This window comes from Arthrobacter mobilis (genome assembly GCF_012395835.1).
In the GTDB taxonomy this organism is placed as follows: Bacteria; Actinomycetota; Actinomycetes; order Actinomycetales; family Micrococcaceae; genus Crystallibacter; species Crystallibacter mobilis.
The window spans coordinates 158,792-175,522 of the sequence record NZ_JAAZSQ010000004.1; the positions used below are offsets into that span (position 1 = coordinate 158,792).

At 71.4% G+C, this 16,731-nt stretch carries 14 protein-coding genes; 7 read left to right on the top strand and 7 right to left on the bottom strand.

Features of this window, described 5'->3' with window-relative positions:
• Positions 1-20: 20 nt before the first annotated feature.
• From HGG74_RS06775 to HGG74_RS06790, 4 genes are read right to left on the bottom strand one after another with little or no spacing between them, the layout of a single operon-like run.
• Complete coding sequence (locus HGG74_RS06775) at positions 21-794, bottom strand: ABC transporter permease (protein ID WP_168485592.1); 774 nt, start codon at positions 792-794, stop codon at positions 21-23.
• On the bottom strand, positions 791-1,567 hold the full coding sequence (locus HGG74_RS06780; protein ID WP_168485593.1) for an ABC transporter permease: 777 nt from the start codon (positions 1,565-1,567) through the stop codon (positions 791-793). Before HGG74_RS06780 ends, HGG74_RS06775 begins: the two co-directional genes overlap by 4 nt.
• A gap of 30 nt (positions 1,568-1,597) precedes the next feature.
• Positions 1,598-2,596, bottom strand: a complete 999-nt coding sequence (locus HGG74_RS06785; protein WP_246262704.1) for an ABC transporter substrate-binding protein — start codon at positions 2,594-2,596, stop codon at positions 1,598-1,600.
• A 56-nt stretch (positions 2,597-2,652) separates the two neighbouring features.
• Positions 2,653-4,356: an amidohydrolase gene (locus HGG74_RS06790; RefSeq protein ID WP_168485594.1), complete on the bottom strand. Its 1,704-nt coding sequence runs from the start codon at positions 4,354-4,356 to the stop codon at positions 2,653-2,655.
• A 190-nt stretch (positions 4,357-4,546) separates the two neighbouring features.
• Here HGG74_RS06790 and HGG74_RS06795 point away from each other — a divergent pair, with 190 nt between their 5' ends.
• Complete coding sequence (locus HGG74_RS06795; RefSeq protein WP_168485595.1) at positions 4,547-5,185, top strand: TetR/AcrR family transcriptional regulator; 639 nt, start codon at positions 4,547-4,549, stop codon at positions 5,183-5,185.
• A 9-nt stretch (positions 5,186-5,194) separates the two neighbouring features.
• Here the strand turns inward: HGG74_RS06795 and HGG74_RS06800 are convergent, their stop codons facing one another.
• Complete coding sequence (locus tag HGG74_RS06800) at positions 5,195-6,055, bottom strand: formylglycine-generating enzyme family protein (protein WP_246262717.1); 861 nt, start codon at positions 6,053-6,055, stop codon at positions 5,195-5,197.
• 240 nt (positions 6,056-6,295) lie between these two features.
• On the opposite strand from HGG74_RS06800, the gene HGG74_RS06805 reads away from it, so the two are divergent.
• The 3 genes from HGG74_RS06805 (at position 6,296) to HGG74_RS06815 (ending at position 9,781) form a co-directional block, all read left to right on the top strand.
• Entirely contained in the window at positions 6,296-7,291 is a 996-nt protein-coding gene (locus tag HGG74_RS06805; RefSeq protein WP_168485597.1) for an adenosine deaminase, read from the top strand.
• A gap of 1 nt (position 7,292) precedes the next feature.
• Positions 7,293-8,126, top strand: coding sequence for a phosphotransferase (locus HGG74_RS06810; RefSeq protein WP_168485598.1), 834 nt, complete (start codon positions 7,293-7,295; stop codon positions 8,124-8,126).
• Positions 8,127-8,191: 65 nt separating this feature from the next.
• Complete coding sequence (locus HGG74_RS06815; protein WP_168485599.1) at positions 8,192-9,781, top strand: serine hydrolase domain-containing protein; 1,590 nt, start codon at positions 8,192-8,194, stop codon at positions 9,779-9,781.
• 21 nt (positions 9,782-9,802) lie between these two features.
• On the opposite strand, the gene HGG74_RS06820 is transcribed toward HGG74_RS06815, so the two are convergent.
• Complete coding sequence (locus HGG74_RS06820) at positions 9,803-10,795, bottom strand: D-2-hydroxyacid dehydrogenase (RefSeq protein WP_168485600.1); 993 nt, start codon at positions 10,793-10,795, stop codon at positions 9,803-9,805.
• Between the two features lie 66 nt (positions 10,796-10,861).
• On the opposite strand from HGG74_RS06820, the gene HGG74_RS06825 reads away from it, so the two are divergent.
• From HGG74_RS06825 to HGG74_RS06835, 3 genes are all read left to right on the top strand, one after another.
• Positions 10,862-13,831 carry an FAD-binding and (Fe-S)-binding domain-containing protein gene (locus tag HGG74_RS06825; protein ID WP_205761504.1) on the top strand — a complete coding sequence of 990 codons (2,970 nt, stop codon included), beginning with the start codon at positions 10,862-10,864 and terminating at the stop codon, positions 13,829-13,831.
• Between the two features lie 4 nt (positions 13,832-13,835).
• On the top strand, positions 13,836-14,759 hold the full coding sequence (locus HGG74_RS06830) for a hypothetical protein (RefSeq protein WP_168485602.1): 924 nt from the start codon (positions 13,836-13,838) through the stop codon (positions 14,757-14,759).
• A gap of 152 nt (positions 14,760-14,911) precedes the next feature.
• Positions 14,912-15,616, top strand: coding sequence for a hypothetical protein (locus HGG74_RS06835; protein ID WP_168485603.1), 705 nt, complete (start codon positions 14,912-14,914; stop codon positions 15,614-15,616).
• Between the two features lie 93 nt (positions 15,617-15,709).
• Here HGG74_RS06835 and gap read toward each other — a convergent pair whose 3' ends face one another.
• Positions 15,710-16,720, bottom strand: a complete 1,011-nt coding sequence (gene gap, locus HGG74_RS06840) for a type I glyceraldehyde-3-phosphate dehydrogenase (RefSeq protein ID WP_168485604.1) — start codon at positions 16,718-16,720, stop codon at positions 15,710-15,712.
• Between the last annotated feature and the right edge of the window lie 11 nt (positions 16,721-16,731).

The following is a 16,731-nucleotide window of genomic DNA, read 5'->3' on the forward strand; positions in this document are numbered from 1 at the left end:
GCTGGCGGCGGGGCTGGCGGTCATGATTTCGCCAGCCGGCGGGAGCCGACGTACCAGGCCAGGACTTTGTTCTTGGCCAGTTCGAAGAGCATGTTGGCGCCGAAGCCGATGACGCCCAGCAGCAGGATCCCGGCCCACATGTCCGAGGTCATAAAGCTTTGCTGGGCCAGCAGCGTCATGGCGCCGATGCCCTGCGAAGCGCCGAGCATCTCGGAGGCGATCATCACGATGAACGCGACCTGGAGGGACACCTGCATGCCGGCGGCGATCTGCGGCCCGGCGGCCGGCAGGTAGACCTGGGCCAGCTTCTCGGTCCGGGTCAGCCGGTAGACGGCGCTGACATCCTTCAGCGACGGGTCCACGCTGCGGATGCCGTCCACGGTGGCGATCAAGGTCGGGAACAGCGCCGCGAGGATAATGCTGACCAGGCGCATCTCGATGCCGAAGCCGATCAGCGAGATGAAGATCGGCACCAGGGCCACCGGCGGGATGCCGCGGAAGAAGTGGATCAGCGGGTCCAGCGCCCAGCGCACCACCGGCACCAGGGCGGTGACGAAGCCCAACCCGACGCCGATGACGGTGGCCAGGGCGTAGCCCAGGGCCAGATTGCGCAGGCTCAGCAGCACGTCCGAGCCGAAGTGGTCGAACAGCCACAGCGCCTGGAAGCGTTCCAGGATGGTGGCCAGCGGCGGGAAGAAGGTGTTGGTCGAGTTCTGCGAGACCGCCCACCAGGCGGCCACCAGCAGCAGGGGCGTGCCGATGCCGAGGCCCCAGTTGATCAGTTTACGGTTCATGGGGTCAGCACCTCACGGTAGGACGCGTGCCAATGGAGCAGGCGGCGCTCGGCCAGCTGGCTGGCGCCCTGGAAGGCCAGGCCCAGCAAGCCCAGCACGACGACGTAGGCGTACAGGGTGGGATAGTCGCCGCCGGCCTGGGCCTGGTAGATGCTGCGGCCCAGGCCGGGGCCGCCGCCGAGCAGCCCGGCCACCACGGTGATGACCAGGGCGGCCGGGGCCGAGACACGCATGGCGGTGCCGATGAACGGCATGGCCGAGGGCAGGGTGACCCGGGCCAGGATTTCGGTCCGGCCCAGGCCGTAGGAGCGGGCCGTGTCCAGGGTGACCGGGTCGGCGTCGTGCACGCCGGCCACCGTCTGCACGATGATCGGCAGCACGCAGCCAAAGAACACCAGGAACCAGGACATTTCCGTAGTCGGGCCGAAGACCAGCACCACCAGCGGCAGGATGACGATCGGCGGGATCGGCTTGAGGAATTCCAGCACCGCCAGGGTGGCGTACCGGACCGGCTCGAAGCTGCCGATCAGCACGCCCAGGACCACACCGGCCACCGCCGCCGCGGCCAGCCCGGCCAGCGCGATGACCAGGGTGTCGGCCAGCGCGGTCCAGAATCCGCCGTCGGCCAGCAGCCCGGCCAGTTCGGCCAGGGTAGCCGAGACCGGAGGCAGCGGGCCGCCGGCCATCGGGCCGGTGGCGATGAACTGCCACAGGGCCAGGGCTGCGGCAATACCGCCGGCACTTACCAGCAGTTGCCTCAGATTTCTGTTCATGGGTTCAGCTCCAAACGCATCGGAAGCGGACTACTGCCCGGTGAAGATCAGGCTCGCATCGAGCGGCACTTCCTTCGCCAGGAAGCCCAGTTCCACCAGCTGCTTGTTGACCCGCTGGATGTCTTCCAGCCGGACCTCGGTGGGCCAGTAGGTCTCGGCGCCGGCCTTGACGGTCTCCAGCGGCACGCCGGTGATCTCGGCGCCCACTTCCTGGGCTTCCTCGACGTGGTTGTTGGCGTAGTCGTTGGCCTTGTGGATGACCCGGGCGAACGCGGCCATCTGCTCCGGCTTCTCCTCGACGGCCTTGGCCCCGGCCACCCACAGGCCCACCGCGCCCTGCTCGAAGAACTCGATGCCGGGGGACGCCAGGCGCTCGTGTCCCTTGCCTTCGGCCTGTGCGGTGAACGGGGAGATCAGCGTGGCGGCGTCGACGCGCTTGGAATCCAGCGACTGCAGGGCCGAGGACGGATCCAGCACCATCCAGTTGACCTTGGCCGGGTCGCCGCCGGCCTCCTTGACTGCCTTGGCGACGGTTACTTCCATCTGCGCCTTGCGGGCGGGGACGGAGACGGACTTGCCCTCCAGGTCCTTCGGGCTGGTGATGCTGCTGCCCTTGGGAATGAACAGGCCGGTGTCGTCGACCTTGCCGAGGTCCTTGCTCTGCAGCGCGTCGTCGGCGTAGCCGTCGGCGGCGGCAATGACCTTGAGCGGCACGTTCTGGCTCAGTGCGTTCAGCATCGGGATCGACGGCGAGTAGGTCAGGTCAAGCTGTCCGCTCTGCGCGGCGGCAACACCGGCGGGCGGGTTGGCCACGACGGTGGTTTCGACGTTGATGCCCTCTTCCTTGAACCAGCCCTTGTCGATGGCCATCCGGATCGCCGCGTCGGAGCCAATGCCGACGGTGCCCACCTTCAGCGTTGAGCTGTCCCCCGCCGCTGCCTGCCCCTCGGACCCGGAGCTGCTGCCGCAGCCGGCGAGGACGAGGGAGGCCGCCACGGCCAGGGCGGGGACAAGTTTCTTCATTCCCATGGTTTTTTCCTTAGGTTCTTCCAACTCGGTTTTTCAGGTGGGGTAAATCAGAGTGCTCAGGTGCGGTCCAGTCCCGCGGACACCCAGCCGGGTTCGTGCACCACGGAGCCTGCCGCGATGGTCCAGGCGACCTGCCGTTCGGCCAGCTCGTCGATGTCCGCGGCCGGCCACGCGCCGTCGAGCACGCAGATGTCCGCGGCCATTCCCGGCGCCAGCTGGCCCTTGAAGGCTTCGGCGTGGTCCTGCCAGGCCGGCAGGGAGGTCATGGCCTGCAGCGCCTGGAGGGACGTGATGCGTTCCGGGTCATCCGGGCGTCCCGGCGAGTGCACGGTGGCGCGGGTGACCGCGGCCGCCACGGTGCGGCGCCAGTCGGTGTCGGTGACCGGCGAATCCGAGGCGATGTTCAGCTTCACGCCGGCCTTCAGGGCCGAGTTCAGCGGCTGGTGGCGGTCGTACCGTTCCGGTCCCAGCAGGCGCCTGATCAGGTCGCCGGCGGCGGCACGGATGGCCGGGTTGGTGCTGTAGCCGACGTCGTGGGCGGCCAGCCGGTGCAGGGAATCGTTGCTGCTGAACGCGCCGTGGATGATGTAGTGGCGGCCTCGGCGGCCGTCGGTGGCCTGGGCCGCGATGATCGCATCGACGGCGGCTTCGGTCGCGGCGTCACCGGTGGCGTGGATGCCTGCCTGCAGGCCGGCCGCGTGGACGAGCCGGACGATCTCGTTCAGCTCGGCGGTGCGGCCGGCATCGGTGGAACCGGCGACGACCATGGAGCCGTGGCTGCACTGCTCGCCGTAGGGCTCGGTCATCCACGCGGTGCCGCTGCGGGGCGTGCCGTCGGCGAAGACCTTGACGCCGGCGATGCGCAGCAGCCGCGGGTCGATCCCCTGCTGGGTGTAGAGGTGCTGCAGCCCGGAGGCCAGTCCGTTGCCGACCATGTCAGCGGAGATGCCTCCGGTGCCGGCGAACAGCAGGAGCGTGTTGATGCGCACGGTGAGATCACCGTCAAGGGCCATCGCGCCGAGCACCTCCAGAGCATCGGTGGTGCACGCGCCGCCGAGCAGCGACTTGCCGCCCGGGCCGAGTCCCGGCTCGGTGAGCGAGGTAATGCCCTGGGCATGCAGCAGGCGCTGGAACTTCAGGGCGGCCGAGCGCAGGTCTTCGCGCGGGACCGGGGGCAGCGCTGCGGTGATCATTTCCATTGCGGCGTCCACGAACAGTCCGCTGGGTTCGCCGCTGGCGGTGCGCCCGATCACGCCGCCGGCCGGAGCGGCAGGTGCCCGGCCGATGCCGGCGGCCTCCAGGGCCGTCCGGTTGGCCAGCAGCTGGTGGCCGGTCTGGTCGAAGACGACCACCGGGGTGTCCGGCCGCAGCTCCAGCAGCACTTCGGCCCCGCCGGGTCCGAGGACAACCTCGTCCCAGCCGTGCGCACGGATCCAGCCGTCCCGGCCGGGAGCCACGGCGGCAAGGATGCCGGCCACCTCCTGCCAGCTGGAGGCGGCCGAGGCGCCGACGTCCAGGTAGCCGAACCTGGTCATGGCCGAGGCAATGAAGTGCAGGTGGGCGTCGTTGATGCCCGGGAGCAGCGCGCCGCCCTCGGCGTCGATGACCCGGGTGCCCGGGCCGACCAGGGCCAGGACGTCCTGCCCGCCGACGGCCAGGACCGCGCCGCCGGCCACCGCAACATTCACGCTGCCGGCGGTTTCGGGCAGCGTGCCGTTGATGATGACCAGCTCGGCTGCTTTCCGTTCGCCCAGGCTCATGAACGGCCCTCCTGATGTGACGTGGCTTACTGACGTGCACCAGTATGTCGCATGACTTGGTCACTTGACCATCTTTTTCTGTAAAATTTTCGTGACGGGTTCTTCACCCTCCTCCGCCGCCGCGGAAACCGGGCTCCGGAGGGACCGCAGGAACCACCCGTAGGATGGGTGCATAACCGGAGGTAGATGCATGGCCCGAGTACCCACAGCCGAGCGCAGGCTGCAGTTTGTCCGGTCGGCCGCCCGGGTGATTGCCCAGGACGGGCTGGCCGCCGCCACCACGCGGCGGATCGCTGCGGAGGCCGGCGCCCCTCTGGCCTCGCTGCACTACTGCTTCCGGAGCAAGGACGAACTGCTCCAGGAGGTCTACTACTTCCTCAGCCGGGACTATGCCCAGTCCCTGCCGCCGGTGGCCGCGGCGGACGCCGGCCTCGACGCCGTTGTGCGCGCGCACGCCAAGCGGATCTGGGAACGCATGCTCGCCGAACCACACGAGCAGGTGACCACGTTCGAGCTGCTGCTGCGCCGGTTCCGGGTCAGCGCCGAGGAGGAACCGCAGGCGCTGGCGATGAACCGGTCCATGTACGAGGGCTGGATCCGCTCCACCTGCGAGCTCTTCGAGTCCGCGGCCCGCAATGCCGGGGAGGAAGTGCCGGACAATCTGGAACTGGCCGCCCGGCTGTTCATCGCCGGCATCGACGGGATCAGCATGCAGTACCTGGCCGACCCGGACCCGCAGCGCTCCGCCGCGCTGGTGGACATGCTGGCCGCCGCCGTCGCCGGAACCTTCACCTACGCCGGGAAGAGCCAGAAAGCGGCCGCCCGCTGACCGCCGTGCTCACGCGGCGGTGCGGAAGCCGCAGTTGCTGCTGGCCGAATCCGGCCCGTTGGAGCTGCGGGCGGCCACCCGGTAGCGGTTGCAGTAGGAGTCGTGGCAGAGGAACGATCCGCCCCGCATGACCCGTCCGCGGCCGATGGTCGGCCCCTGCGGGTTTTCCGCCGGGGCCGTGCGGTAGTACTTGGGCAGGAACCAGTCGCTGCACCATTCCCAGACATTGCCGCTGACTTCGTACAGGCCGTAGCCGTTGGGCGGGAAGCTGCGCACCGGCGCGGTGGCCAGGAACCCGTCCGCCTCGGTGTTGGTGCGGGGGAACTCGCCCTGCCAGATGTTGCACAGGTGCTCCCCCGCCGGCCCGTTCAGCTCGTCGCCCCACGGGTAGCGCCTGCCGTCCAGGCCACCGCGGGCGGCGTATTCCCATTCGGCCTCGGTGGGCAGGCGCCGGCCGGCCCACCGGCAGTAGGCCTCGGCGTCGTTCCAGGACACCTGGACCACCGGATGGTCCGGAATCTGCTCCCAGTGCGAAAGCGGGCCGGCCGGATGGGCCCAGTCCGCGCCGCGGACGCTCAGCCACCACGGGGTGCCCGCTGCCGGGCCCAGGATGTCCTGCGGCGCGGCCTGCACCTGCAGGTGAAAAACGGCCGAAGTGCCGTAGCGCTCCGAATCGGTACGGTACCCGGTGGCCGCCACGAAGGCGGCGAACTGCCGGTTGGTCACCGCGGTCACGTCCATCCGGAAGGCCGGCAGGACGACGTCGTGCACCGGCCCCTCCCCGTCGGCCGGGTAACCCTCGCCGAAGGCATCGCCCATCCGGAAGCTGCCGGCCGGCAGGAGCACGTCCTCGTGCACCGGGCCGGGCATGGTCCCGGGAACGGCGCCGGCGGACGGCAGCACGGCAGGCTGCCGGCCCGGTTCGGCGGCCGGACGGGAGGGTGAACCACAACAGGACATCCATCCTCCTTACTACCGTGCACGGACCGGCGTCAAGCGGCCCTCGGCGGTTAACGCTTAACCGCCTCCCGCCACTCGCTGCGCTCGCGGCGGGGCCCTCGGCGGTTAAGCTTTGGTCAGCACCAACCGGACCAGACGAGACGGGGCCAGATGTTCGACCTTCCCAGCGCCGAGCTGCACCTGCACATCGAAGGCACGCTCGAACCCGAGCTGATCTTCGACCTCGCCGCCCGCAACGGCGTGGACCTGCCCTATGCCGGCCTGCAGGACCTGAAGGACCGCTACGAGTTCACCGACCTGCAGTCCTTCCTGGACCTCTACTACAGCAATATGCAGGTGCTGCGGACCGAAGCCGACTTTGCCGACATGACCCGCGCGTACCTGCGCCGTGCGGCCGCGGCCGGCGTGCGCCATGCGGAAATCATGATGGACCCGCAGGCGCACCTGGTGCGCGGCGTGGCGCTCGAGACCTGCGTCAACGGGGTGGCGTCCGCGCTGGCGGACAGCGAGGCCGAGTTCGGGATCAGCACCGGGCTGATTGCCGCCTTCCTGCGCGACCGCCCGGCCGAGGAAGCGCTCGAGGTGCTCGAGGCACTGCTGGCGATGGACGCGCCGATCATTGGCATCGGCCTGGATTCGGCCGAAGTGGGGCATCCGCCGAGCGGGTTCACCGCGGTCTACGAGCGGGCCCGGCAGGCAGGGCTGCGGCGCATTGCCCATGCCGGCGAGGAGGGCCCGCCGGAGTATGTCCGGGAAGCCCTGGACCTGCTGGGCGTGGAGCGGATCGACCACGGCATCCGCTGCCTGGAGGACGACGCGCTGGTGCGGCGGCTGGTGGTCGAGCAGGTGCCGCTGACGGTCTGCCCGCTCTCCAACGTGCGGCTGCGCGCGGTCGACACGCTGAAGGACCATCCGCTGCCCGCGATGCTGGAGCGGGGGCTGAACGTGTGCGTGAACTCGGACGATCCTGCCTATTTCGGCGGGTACGTGGATGACAACTTCCGGCAGCTGGAGCAGACCTTCGGGTTCTCGGCCGACCAGCTGGCCACGCTGGCGGCCAATTCCATCCGCTCGTCCTTTATCGACGGCGGGCGGCGCGACGCGCTGCTGGCCGAGGTGGCGGAATGGCGCTCGGCGCAGCGCTGAGGTGTGCCCGCTGACCCCTGCCCAGCGCAGGCTGCTCGACGAATGGCTCGGCAGCTGGCAGCTGGTCGAGGAGATGTCCTGGCAGCTGCAGGACATCACGGTGCTGCGGCTGCACACTGCCGCCGGGGACGTGGTGGCCAAGGCCAGCGGCACCAGCCACCACATTGACCGCGAGATCCGCGCCTACCGGCAGATGACCGCACCGCTGGCCGGCCGGACCCCGGAACTGCTCCATGCCGACGCCGCCGCGCAGCTGCTGGTGGCCTCGTACCTGCCCGGCCGGCTGGTCGAAGGCAGCGGGCAGGAGAAGGACCCGGAGCTGTTCCGCCAGGCCGGCGGGCTGCTGGCCCGGCTGCACCAGCCGGGGCAGCAGAACAACGGCTACGACCGCGCGGTGCTGCACAAGATCGGGGACTTTGCCGACCGGGCCGCCAGCCTGGTCCCGGCGGCCCAGCTCGCTGCCGTCCGCCGTCTGGCTGCCGCCCACCGGCCGGCGCCGCGGCTGCTGTACGCCACGCACGGGGACTACCAGCCACGCAACTGGCTGGTCCACGAAAACCGGCTGGCCGTGATCGATTACGGCCGCGCCGGATACCGGCCGTGGGTGAGCGACCTGGTGCGCCTGGAGCACGGCTGGTTCGGGCACGACTCGGGGCTGCGCGGCGCGTTCTACGCCGGCTACGGCAGGACGCCGGACGAGGAGCCGGAGGCCTGGCTGCTGGACAACCTGCTGCAGTCGCTGGGCACGGTGGTCTGGGCGCACGACGTCGGCGACGCCGGCTTCGAGGCCGAGGGCCGGCGGATGGTCGGGCGGGTCCTGGAGCGCTGGGGCTGAGCGCACCGGCGGACTGCCGGGGTTAGATTTGGTCTAAGGAACCGTCAAGGAAATGGCGGACGAAGATGCGGAACACCCGGCGGCGCCATCCTCTGGCCTGGCTGCTGGCCGCCTGCCTCCTGGCCGGGGCCGGTGCGCCGGGGGCCGTTCCGGCCCCGGTGCGGGAGCCGCAGACCCCGGAGCCGCCGGCGCAGGAACAGTCCCTGGCCGCCGTGGATGCCTATCTGGAGGACCAACTGGCGGCCATGGGAATCCCGGGGGCGGCCCTCGTCGTCGTCAGCAACGGCCGCCAGGTGCACGCTGCCGCGTTCGGCCGCGCCGACGCTTCCGGACGGCCGATGAGCATCCGCACGCCGGTGCTCCTGGCCTCCACCAGCAAGTCGCTGACCGCCATCGCGGTGCTGCAGCAGGTGGAGGCCGGGCGGCTGGCGCTGGACGAACCCGTGCTGACGTACCTGCCGTGGTTCAGGCTGCGGGATCCGCGCTACCCGTCGATCACGGTGCGCCACCTCCTGCACCAGAGCAGCGGGCTGTCCACCGCCGGCAGCACGGCGTTCGAGGCCTTCGACTCGGAGGCGCCCGGCGCCCTCGAACAGGGGGTGCGGGATCTGGCCGGCGTCGGGCTCACGGGCCCGCCCGGGGAATCGTTTTCGTACTCCAATGCCAACTACAACATCCTGGGCCTGCTGGTGCAGACGGTGTCCGGCCAGCCCTTCGGGGAGTACATGCGGGAGCACGTCTTCACGCCTTTGGACATGGAGCACAGCCACACGGACCGGGCCGCAGCGCGGGCGGACGGCCTGGCCACCGGCCATACCCTCTGGTTCGGTGCGTCCTGGCACGAAACCGCCACGCCTGCGCCCGCCGCGGGGACGCCCTCGATCAGGATGTACGCCTCCGCGCAGGACCTCGGCCAGGAGCTGACCGCGCTGCTGGAGGGGGGACGCTACCGGGACCGGCGCCTCCTCGGACAGGAGAGCGTGGAGACGATGCTGGCGCCGGCCATTGCGGTGGATGAATCCAAGGACTATGCGATGGCCTGGTTTGCCCGGCCGCTGCAGGAGGCCGCGGATCCTTCGCTGCCGCCCGAGGCGGTGCAGCTGCCCCGGCTGCTGGAGCACCAGGGCGAATGGGGCAACACGCACACCTACAAGGCAATGGTGCCGGCCTCCGGACTGGGCGTCGCCCTGGTCATCAATGGCAACGATCCGTCCGCGCCGTCGCGGCTGAAGGAGCTGGACTACAACGTCCTGCGGATCCTCCACGGGCAGGCCCCGCAGCCGGTGCGGGAACAGGAAGACTGGCTGCAGCGCTCCGGGTGGGCGCTCGCGCTGGTGCTCCTGCTGGCGGAGCTGGCCAGCCTGGCGCTGTCGCTGGTGCTCCTGGTCCGGAAGCCTGCAGCAGTGACCGGCCGAAGCCGGCTGCTGTACCTGTGGGCCGCGGCGGCGCTGGCCCTCGACGGGCTGCTGGTATGGCTCTGCCTGGTCCACGCCCCGGCCCGGTTCGCCGTCGATCTGGCCGTGTTCGTGCGCCAGCTTCCCGACGTCGGCGTCACGCTGCTTCCGGCGCTGGCGCTGGCGGTGCTGTGGCCGCTGCCCAGGACCATTTGGCTGCTGGCCAGGGCGCGGAGGCAGGCCCTGTTGTCCCGTGAGTGACCGGGTTTTTCCGGTCGGATGTCAGGGGGAGGTGCTGACGTAGCCGCGGGCCTTGTCGACCTGGTTGGCCAAGGGTTCGCCGGAGATCCAGCGGTCCAGGTTGGCCAGGAACTGGTCCGCGAGCGCGTCCCGCCAGCCGGCCACGTCGCCGGACATGTGCGCGGAGACGTGGACGTTCTCCAGCTCCCAGAACGGGTGCCCGGGGGTAAGCGGCTCCTGCTCGAAGACGTCCAGCGAGGCCGCGGCCAGCTCTCCGGCGCGCAGGGCCTGGATCAGGGCCGCCTCGTCCACCAGCGCGCCGCGGCCGACATTGACCAGGTGCGCGGAGGGCTTCATCGCAGCCAGCACCCGGGCATCGGCCAGGTGGTGCGTCTGCGCGGTGAGCGGGGCGGCCAGCACCAGGTGGTCGGCCCAGCCGGCGTGCGCGGCCAGCTGCGCGCTGGGTACCACGGTGCCGAAGTCGCCGTCGTGGTCCCGGGCAGTGCGGCCGGCGCCGCGCACCTGCAGCCCGGCCGCGCGCAGCAGCCGGGCGGTGGCCCGGCCGATGCCGCCGGTGCCGACCACCAGCGCGCATGAGCCGGCCGTGCGGGTGAGTTCGCGGTGCTGCCAGCGGCCCTGCCGCTGCAGGCTCTTGCTGACGTGCAGCTGCTTGTCGTGGGCCAGGATGCTGGCGAGCACGAACTCGGCGATGGGGACGTCGAAGACGCCGTGGGCGTTCGTGACCGCCACGTCCGAGGTGCGCAGTTCGTCGAACATCACCGCGTCCACCCCGGCGGCGGCCACGTGGACCCAGCGCAGTACATCCGCTGCCGGCCAGGCCGTGCGCAGCGCCGGGGAGAAGAAGTCCCAGAGGAAGAGCACCTCCGCCCCGGGAAGGGCCGCCGGCAGGCCGGCGGCGTCGGCGAGGACGACATCGGCGCGCGCCCTGATCCGGTCCAGATTGTGCGGCAGGGGCTGGCCCTCGGCGGTGAGGACGACGACGCGGGGGCGGGGGTGCGCTGCGGGCTCTGTCACCCCACCACGGTACGCGTCCCCAAGCGCAGTTGCCGAGCACCGGCCTGCCTGCGCACGATGGTGGGCATGACAAGCCCGCGTCCCGCCCCCGCCCAGCCGGCCGTGCTGGCACGCCTGGCCGCCGCCGGCCTGGAGGCGGACACCTCGCCGCGCCGGCTGGCGGAATATTCCTACGATGCCTCCAACTACCGGGTGCCGCCGCTGGCGGTGGTGTTCCCGCGCAGCCCCGGCGACGTCGTAGCCGCGGTGGCGGCCTGCCGGGACACCGGCACGCCGCTGACCGGCCGCGGCGGCGGCACGTCCATGGCCGGCAATGCCGTGGGCCCGGGCCTGGTGCTGGACTTCTCCCGGCACATGAACCGCATCCACGGCATCGACGAGGCCGCCGGCACGGTCTCCGTGGATCCGGGCGTGGTGCTGTCCGTGCTCTCGCGCGAAGTGGAGCGCACCACCCGGGGCCGGTTCACCTTTGCCCCGGACCCGTCCTCAAGGACCCGGGCCACGGTCGGCGGCGCGGTGGGCAACGACGCCTGCGGCAACCATTCGGTGCGCTACGGGCGCACCTCCGACCACGTGGTGGAGCTCGACGTCGTCACCGCCGACGGCGCCCGGCTCACCGCCGCCGCCGGGCAGCTGCGGGCCACCGACCCCGCCGACTCCGCCTCGGCCGCCCGCGCCGCCGAACTGACGCAGGGCCTGAAGGAGCTGGCGCAGGCCAACCTGGCCGCGTTCCGCACCGAGCTGGGCCGGATCCAGCGCCAGGTCTCCGGCTACCATCTGGGGCACCTGCTGCCGGAGCACGGCTTCGACGTGGCCCGCGCGCTGGTGGGGTCCGAGGGCACCTGCGCGATCGTCACCGGGGCCCGGATGAAGCTGGTGCCCAGGCCGGCCAGCGCCCTGCTGGTCTGCCTGGGCTACGCGGACGTGGTGGAGGCGGCCCGGGACATCACCACCATCCTCGGCTTCTCCCCCGCCGCGGTGGAAGGCATCGACGAGGCCATCGTGGAAACCATGCGCTTCCGCCGCGGTGCCGGCGCAGTGCGCGGCCTGCCCGCAGGCAAGGCCTGGCTGTATGTGGACCTGGACGGCGACGACCCGGACGCGGTGGCCGCCGAGGCCCGGAAGCTGCTGGCCCGGCTGCGGACCAACGGCCGGCTGGTGGACGGACGCGCCGTCCCGGACCCGGCCGAACGGGCCTCGCTCTGGCGGGTCCGCGAGGACGGCGCCGGGCTGTCCTCCCGGCTGGCCGGCGGCGGCGAATCCTGGCCCGGGTGGGAGGACTCCGCCGTCGCCCCGGAAAACCTCGCGGACTACCTGGCGGACTTCCGCACCCTGCTGGACCGGCACGGGCTGACCGGGGTGATGTACGGGCACTTCGGAGCCGGCTGCATGCACATCCGGATCACCTACGACCTGCGCACCGAGGCCGGCCGGGCGGTCTTCCGCGCCTTCTCCCGGGAGGCCGCCGAACTGGTGGTCCGGCACGGCGGCTCGCTCTCGGGCGAGCACGGGGACGGGCGCGCCCGGTCGGAGCTGCTGCCGGTGATGTACTCCCCCGCCCTGCTCGCCGCCTTCGCAGAGTACCGCCGGCTGTGGGACCCGGCAGCCCTGCTGAACCCCGGCTCGCTCACCGACCCGGACCCGATCGATGCCCAGCTGGCCCTCGCGGGCGTGCCGGAACGGCAGTGGCGGACCAGCTTCGACCTGCGCCCGGTGCACGCCGGCGGCCACGCCCTGGCCGAGACCGACGACCCGGCCACCGGCAGCCGGGTGGACCCGTGGGTGCATGCCGTGCAGGGCTGCATCGGTGTCGGCCGCTGCCGCACCGGCAGCGGCGGCGTGATGTGCCCAAGCTACCGGGCCACCCGCGACGAGAAGGACTCCACCCGCGGCCGCGCCCGCGTGCTGCAGGAGATGGTCCGCGGCGCCCGCACCGTCGAAGAAGGCTGGAAGTCGGCGGAGGTCCGCGAGGTCCTGGACCTGTGCCTGGCCTGCAAGGCCTGCTCGAGCGACTGCCCGACCGGCGTGGACATGGCCACCTACAAGGCCGAGTTCTTCCACCACTACTACCGGCACCGGCTGCGCCCGTTGGCGCACTTCTCGCTCGGCTGGCTGCCGCGCTGGCTGAAGGTCACCGGCCAGGTGGCGCCGCTGGTCAACGCGGTGCTGTCCACGCCGCTGGCCAGGGCCGCCGCGGTCCTGGGCGGGCTGACCACCCGCCGCGCGCTGCCGCGCTTCGCCGCCGCCGGCGAATGGCGCCGCCAGGTGGCCGCCGCCGGCACCGCACCGGCCACGGACGGCGGCGGGACGGTCCTGTTCGTGGATACCTTCACCCGCGGCTTCCGCCCCGAGGTCGCCGGCGCCGCGGCCCGGGTGCTGGCCGCCGCCGGCCGGCCGGCCGAATGCGCTGCCGATGCCTGCTGCGGGCTGACCTGGATCTCCACCGGCCAGCTGGACACCGCACGGAAGAAGCTGGCCCATGCCGCCGGCGTCCTCGACGACGGCACGGACCGGCCGATCGTCGTCGTCGAACCCAGCTGCGCGGCCGCCCTGCGCAAGGACCTGCCCGAACTGGTGCACACCGAGCAGGCCCGGCGGGTGGCCGCCCGGGTACGCAGCTTCGCCGCACACATCGGCGAGCTCGCCGCCACCGGCTGGCAGCCCGCCCCGGCCGAACCGCTGCCGGAGCACGTAATCCTGCAGACGCACTGCCACGAATACTCCGTCTTCGGCGCCGCCACCCAGCGGCAGGCACTGGCCGCCGCCGGCATCGGCACGGTCACCGACGCCACCGGCTGCTGCGGGGTGGCCGGCAACTTCGGCTTCGAAAAGGACCACTACGAGGTCAGCATGCAGGTCGCCGAGCAAGCCCTGGCCCCGGCCCTGCGCACGGCCGCCGGCGCGGTGGTGCTGACCGACGGCTTCTCCTGCGCCATGCAGGTCAAGCAGCTCGACGCCGCCAGAGCCGGGAAACACCTGGCACAACTGCTGGATCCGGATCCGCCCGGGGCCCCTCGGCGGCCAGGCTTAGGCTGAAGCCATGGACCTGGAGAGTGCGGCGCGGGAACTGTATGCGCTGCTGCCCGGCGAGTTCACCGCGGCCCGGAATGCCAAGGCCAAGGCGGCGGCGCAGGACGGCAACAAAGAGCTGGCCCGGCAGATCAAGGAGCTGCCGAAACCGCCGGCGGCGGCGTGGCTGGTGAACATGCTGGCGCTGCACCACCCGGACCGCATTGACGACCTCGTCCGGCTGGGCCAGGCACTCGGCGAGGCGCAGGAGCAGCTGGACCCGCAGCGGCTGCAGCAGCTGGGCCGCCAGCGCCGCGAGCTGCTCGCCGCCCTGGCGGAGCAGGGCCGCGAGCTGGCCGAGGAGCTGGGGAACCCGGTGGGCGCAGCCGCGGCCACCGACGTGGAGCAGACGCTGCATGCGGCGATGGCCGATCCTGCTGCCGCGGCAGCAGTGGCCAGCGGGCTGCTGACCGGCCCGCTCTCGTCCAACGGCCTGGACCCTGTGGACCTGGGAGGCAAGGTCGCCGTGCCCGGGGCCGTGGAAGCTGTCCCGGCCGCCGGCCGGCTGCCGGGCAGACGGCAGCCGCCTGCGGGCGGGCCGCCGGGGCGGGGTGCCAGGCGGGCGGAACAGCACGCCCGCCGTGAACCGGTGGAGGCCGGACGGCGCCGGCGGGCCGAGGCAGAGGTGGACCGTGCCGGGGAGCGGCTGGAGGACGCTGAGGAAAAGCAGCAGCGGATCCGGGACCGGCTGGACGAACTGACGGACCGGCGCGAGGAACTCGAAGACCAGATTGCCGGGCTTAAGCACCGGCTGGCCGGACTGGAGCGCGAGGTGTCCGGCGTCGAGCAGCAGGAGGCGGCAGCCGGGAAGGACTTCGAGGCCGCGGCCAAGGCCACCGCCCGGGCGAAGGAGGCGCTCCGGCAGGCGCGGAAACAGCTGGAGGCTTTGTCCTGACGCCGCGGCCTCCCCGGCCCGCGGCGCGCCGCCGCCGGGAGCCGGGTTCCCGGGTGGATGCGGCGGCCCGGCTTAGGATGTGTCCTGTTGCCGGCCGGCAGCAGGCACGGCGCTCGCCCCGCCGTCGAGGACCATCCACCCGGGGGATTTCCATGCGGAAACCGAATACTTTGCTGCGCGGTGCCACCGCCGTCGCCGCCGCACTCGCACTCCTTGCCGGCGGGACACCGCCGGCCCACGCCGCCGAACGCGAAGTCGATGTCACCGGCTTCGCGGTCCAGGACATCGTCTTCGACGGGTTCGGCTGCCAGAACCTTCCCGTCACGGTCGAGGGGACGGTGCGGGAGGATGTAGCCCCCGGAGACCTCTGGATGTCCGCGGACATTTACCGGTCCCGCTACCTGGTCAGCACGGCGGACTTCCCCTTCGGCGAAACCGAAACCCGCACGTTCATCTGTTCCTGGTACGGCCTGGGAAAGTACAAGATCGGCCCCACCACGGTCGGCGGCTTAACCGCCGATGACGTCTTCGAACTGACCGACCCGACCAGCACGTCCTTCCATGTCCGCGGCAAGGCACGGGCCAGCCTCGGGGCCAAGCGCAGCGGGAACAAGGTAACGCTGACGGCCAGGGCCACCTACTACCGGCCGGAGAGCCTCGGGTACCGGAACCATTCGCCCAAGGGCGCTGAGTTCCAGGTGAAAAGCAGGACCGGGTGGAGGACCGTCACGACGGTCGATTTCGTCCAGGGCAAGGCCAGCCACACCGTCAGCAGGTCCGCCAAGGGGACCTACCGGGTGGTCCTGCCGCAGACCACCTCGGTCACCGCGGCCACCTCCCCGGCCGTCAGGAAGTAGGTCCGGCCACACATTGTTGACGGCGGCACCGGAGGGCACAAACGCCCGCCCCGGTGCCGCCGCCGGCTTTAGGTCCTCAGGAGCGACAGGTCCTCAGGAGAGTTTGGCGGCGACCAGTTCGGCCAGATCCACCAGCCGGTTGGAGTAGCCCCACTCGTTGTCGTACCAGGAGACCACCTTGACCTGGTTGCCGATGGCCCGGGTCAGGCCGGCGTCGAAGATCGAGGAGGCGGGATCGGTGACGATGTCGGAGGAGACGATCGGGTCCTCGGTGTAGACCAGGATGCCGGCCCACTGCGGATCCGCGGCAGCGGCCCGGTAGGCGGCGTTGACCTCCTCGGCGGTGACCTCGCGGGAGACGGTGACGGTCAGGTCCGTGGCCGAGCCGGTGGGCACCGGCACGCGCAGCGCGAAGCCGTCCAGCTTGCCCTTCAGCTCCGGCAGAACCAGACCGATCGCCTTGGCCGCCCCGGTGGAGGTGGGGACGATGTTCAGCGCGGCGGCGCGGGCCCGGCGCAGGTCCTTGTGCGGGCCGTCCTGCAGGTTCTGGTCGGCGGTGTAGGCGTGCACGGTGGTCATCAGGCCGCGCTCGATGCCGAAGTTGTCATGGAGCACCTTGGCCAGCGGGGCCAGGCAGTTGGTGGTGCACGAGGCGTTGGAGATGATCCGGTGCGCGGCGTCGTCGTAGAGGTGGTCGTTGACGCCCATCACGATGGTGATGTCCTCGTTCGTGGCCGGGGCGGAGATCAGCACCTTCTTCGCGCCGGCGACCAGGTGCTTCTCGGCAGCGGCGGCGTCGGTGAAGAAGCCGGTGGACTCGATGACGATGTCCACGCCCAGGGCCTTCCACGGCAGGTTCCCGGGGTCCCGCTCGGCAAGGACCTTGATGTGCCGGCCGCCGACCACCAGGCCGGATCCGTCGACCTGCACGTCCGTACCCAGCCGCCCGGTGATGCTGTCGTACTTGAGCAGGTGGGCCAGGGTTTCGGGGCTGGTCAGGTCATTGACGGCCACGATTTCCAAATCGGCCCCCTGGGCCAGCACGGCCCGGAAGAAGTTGCGGCCGATCCGGCCGAATCCGTTGATGCCAACGCGAACAGTCATGTGAATCCGTT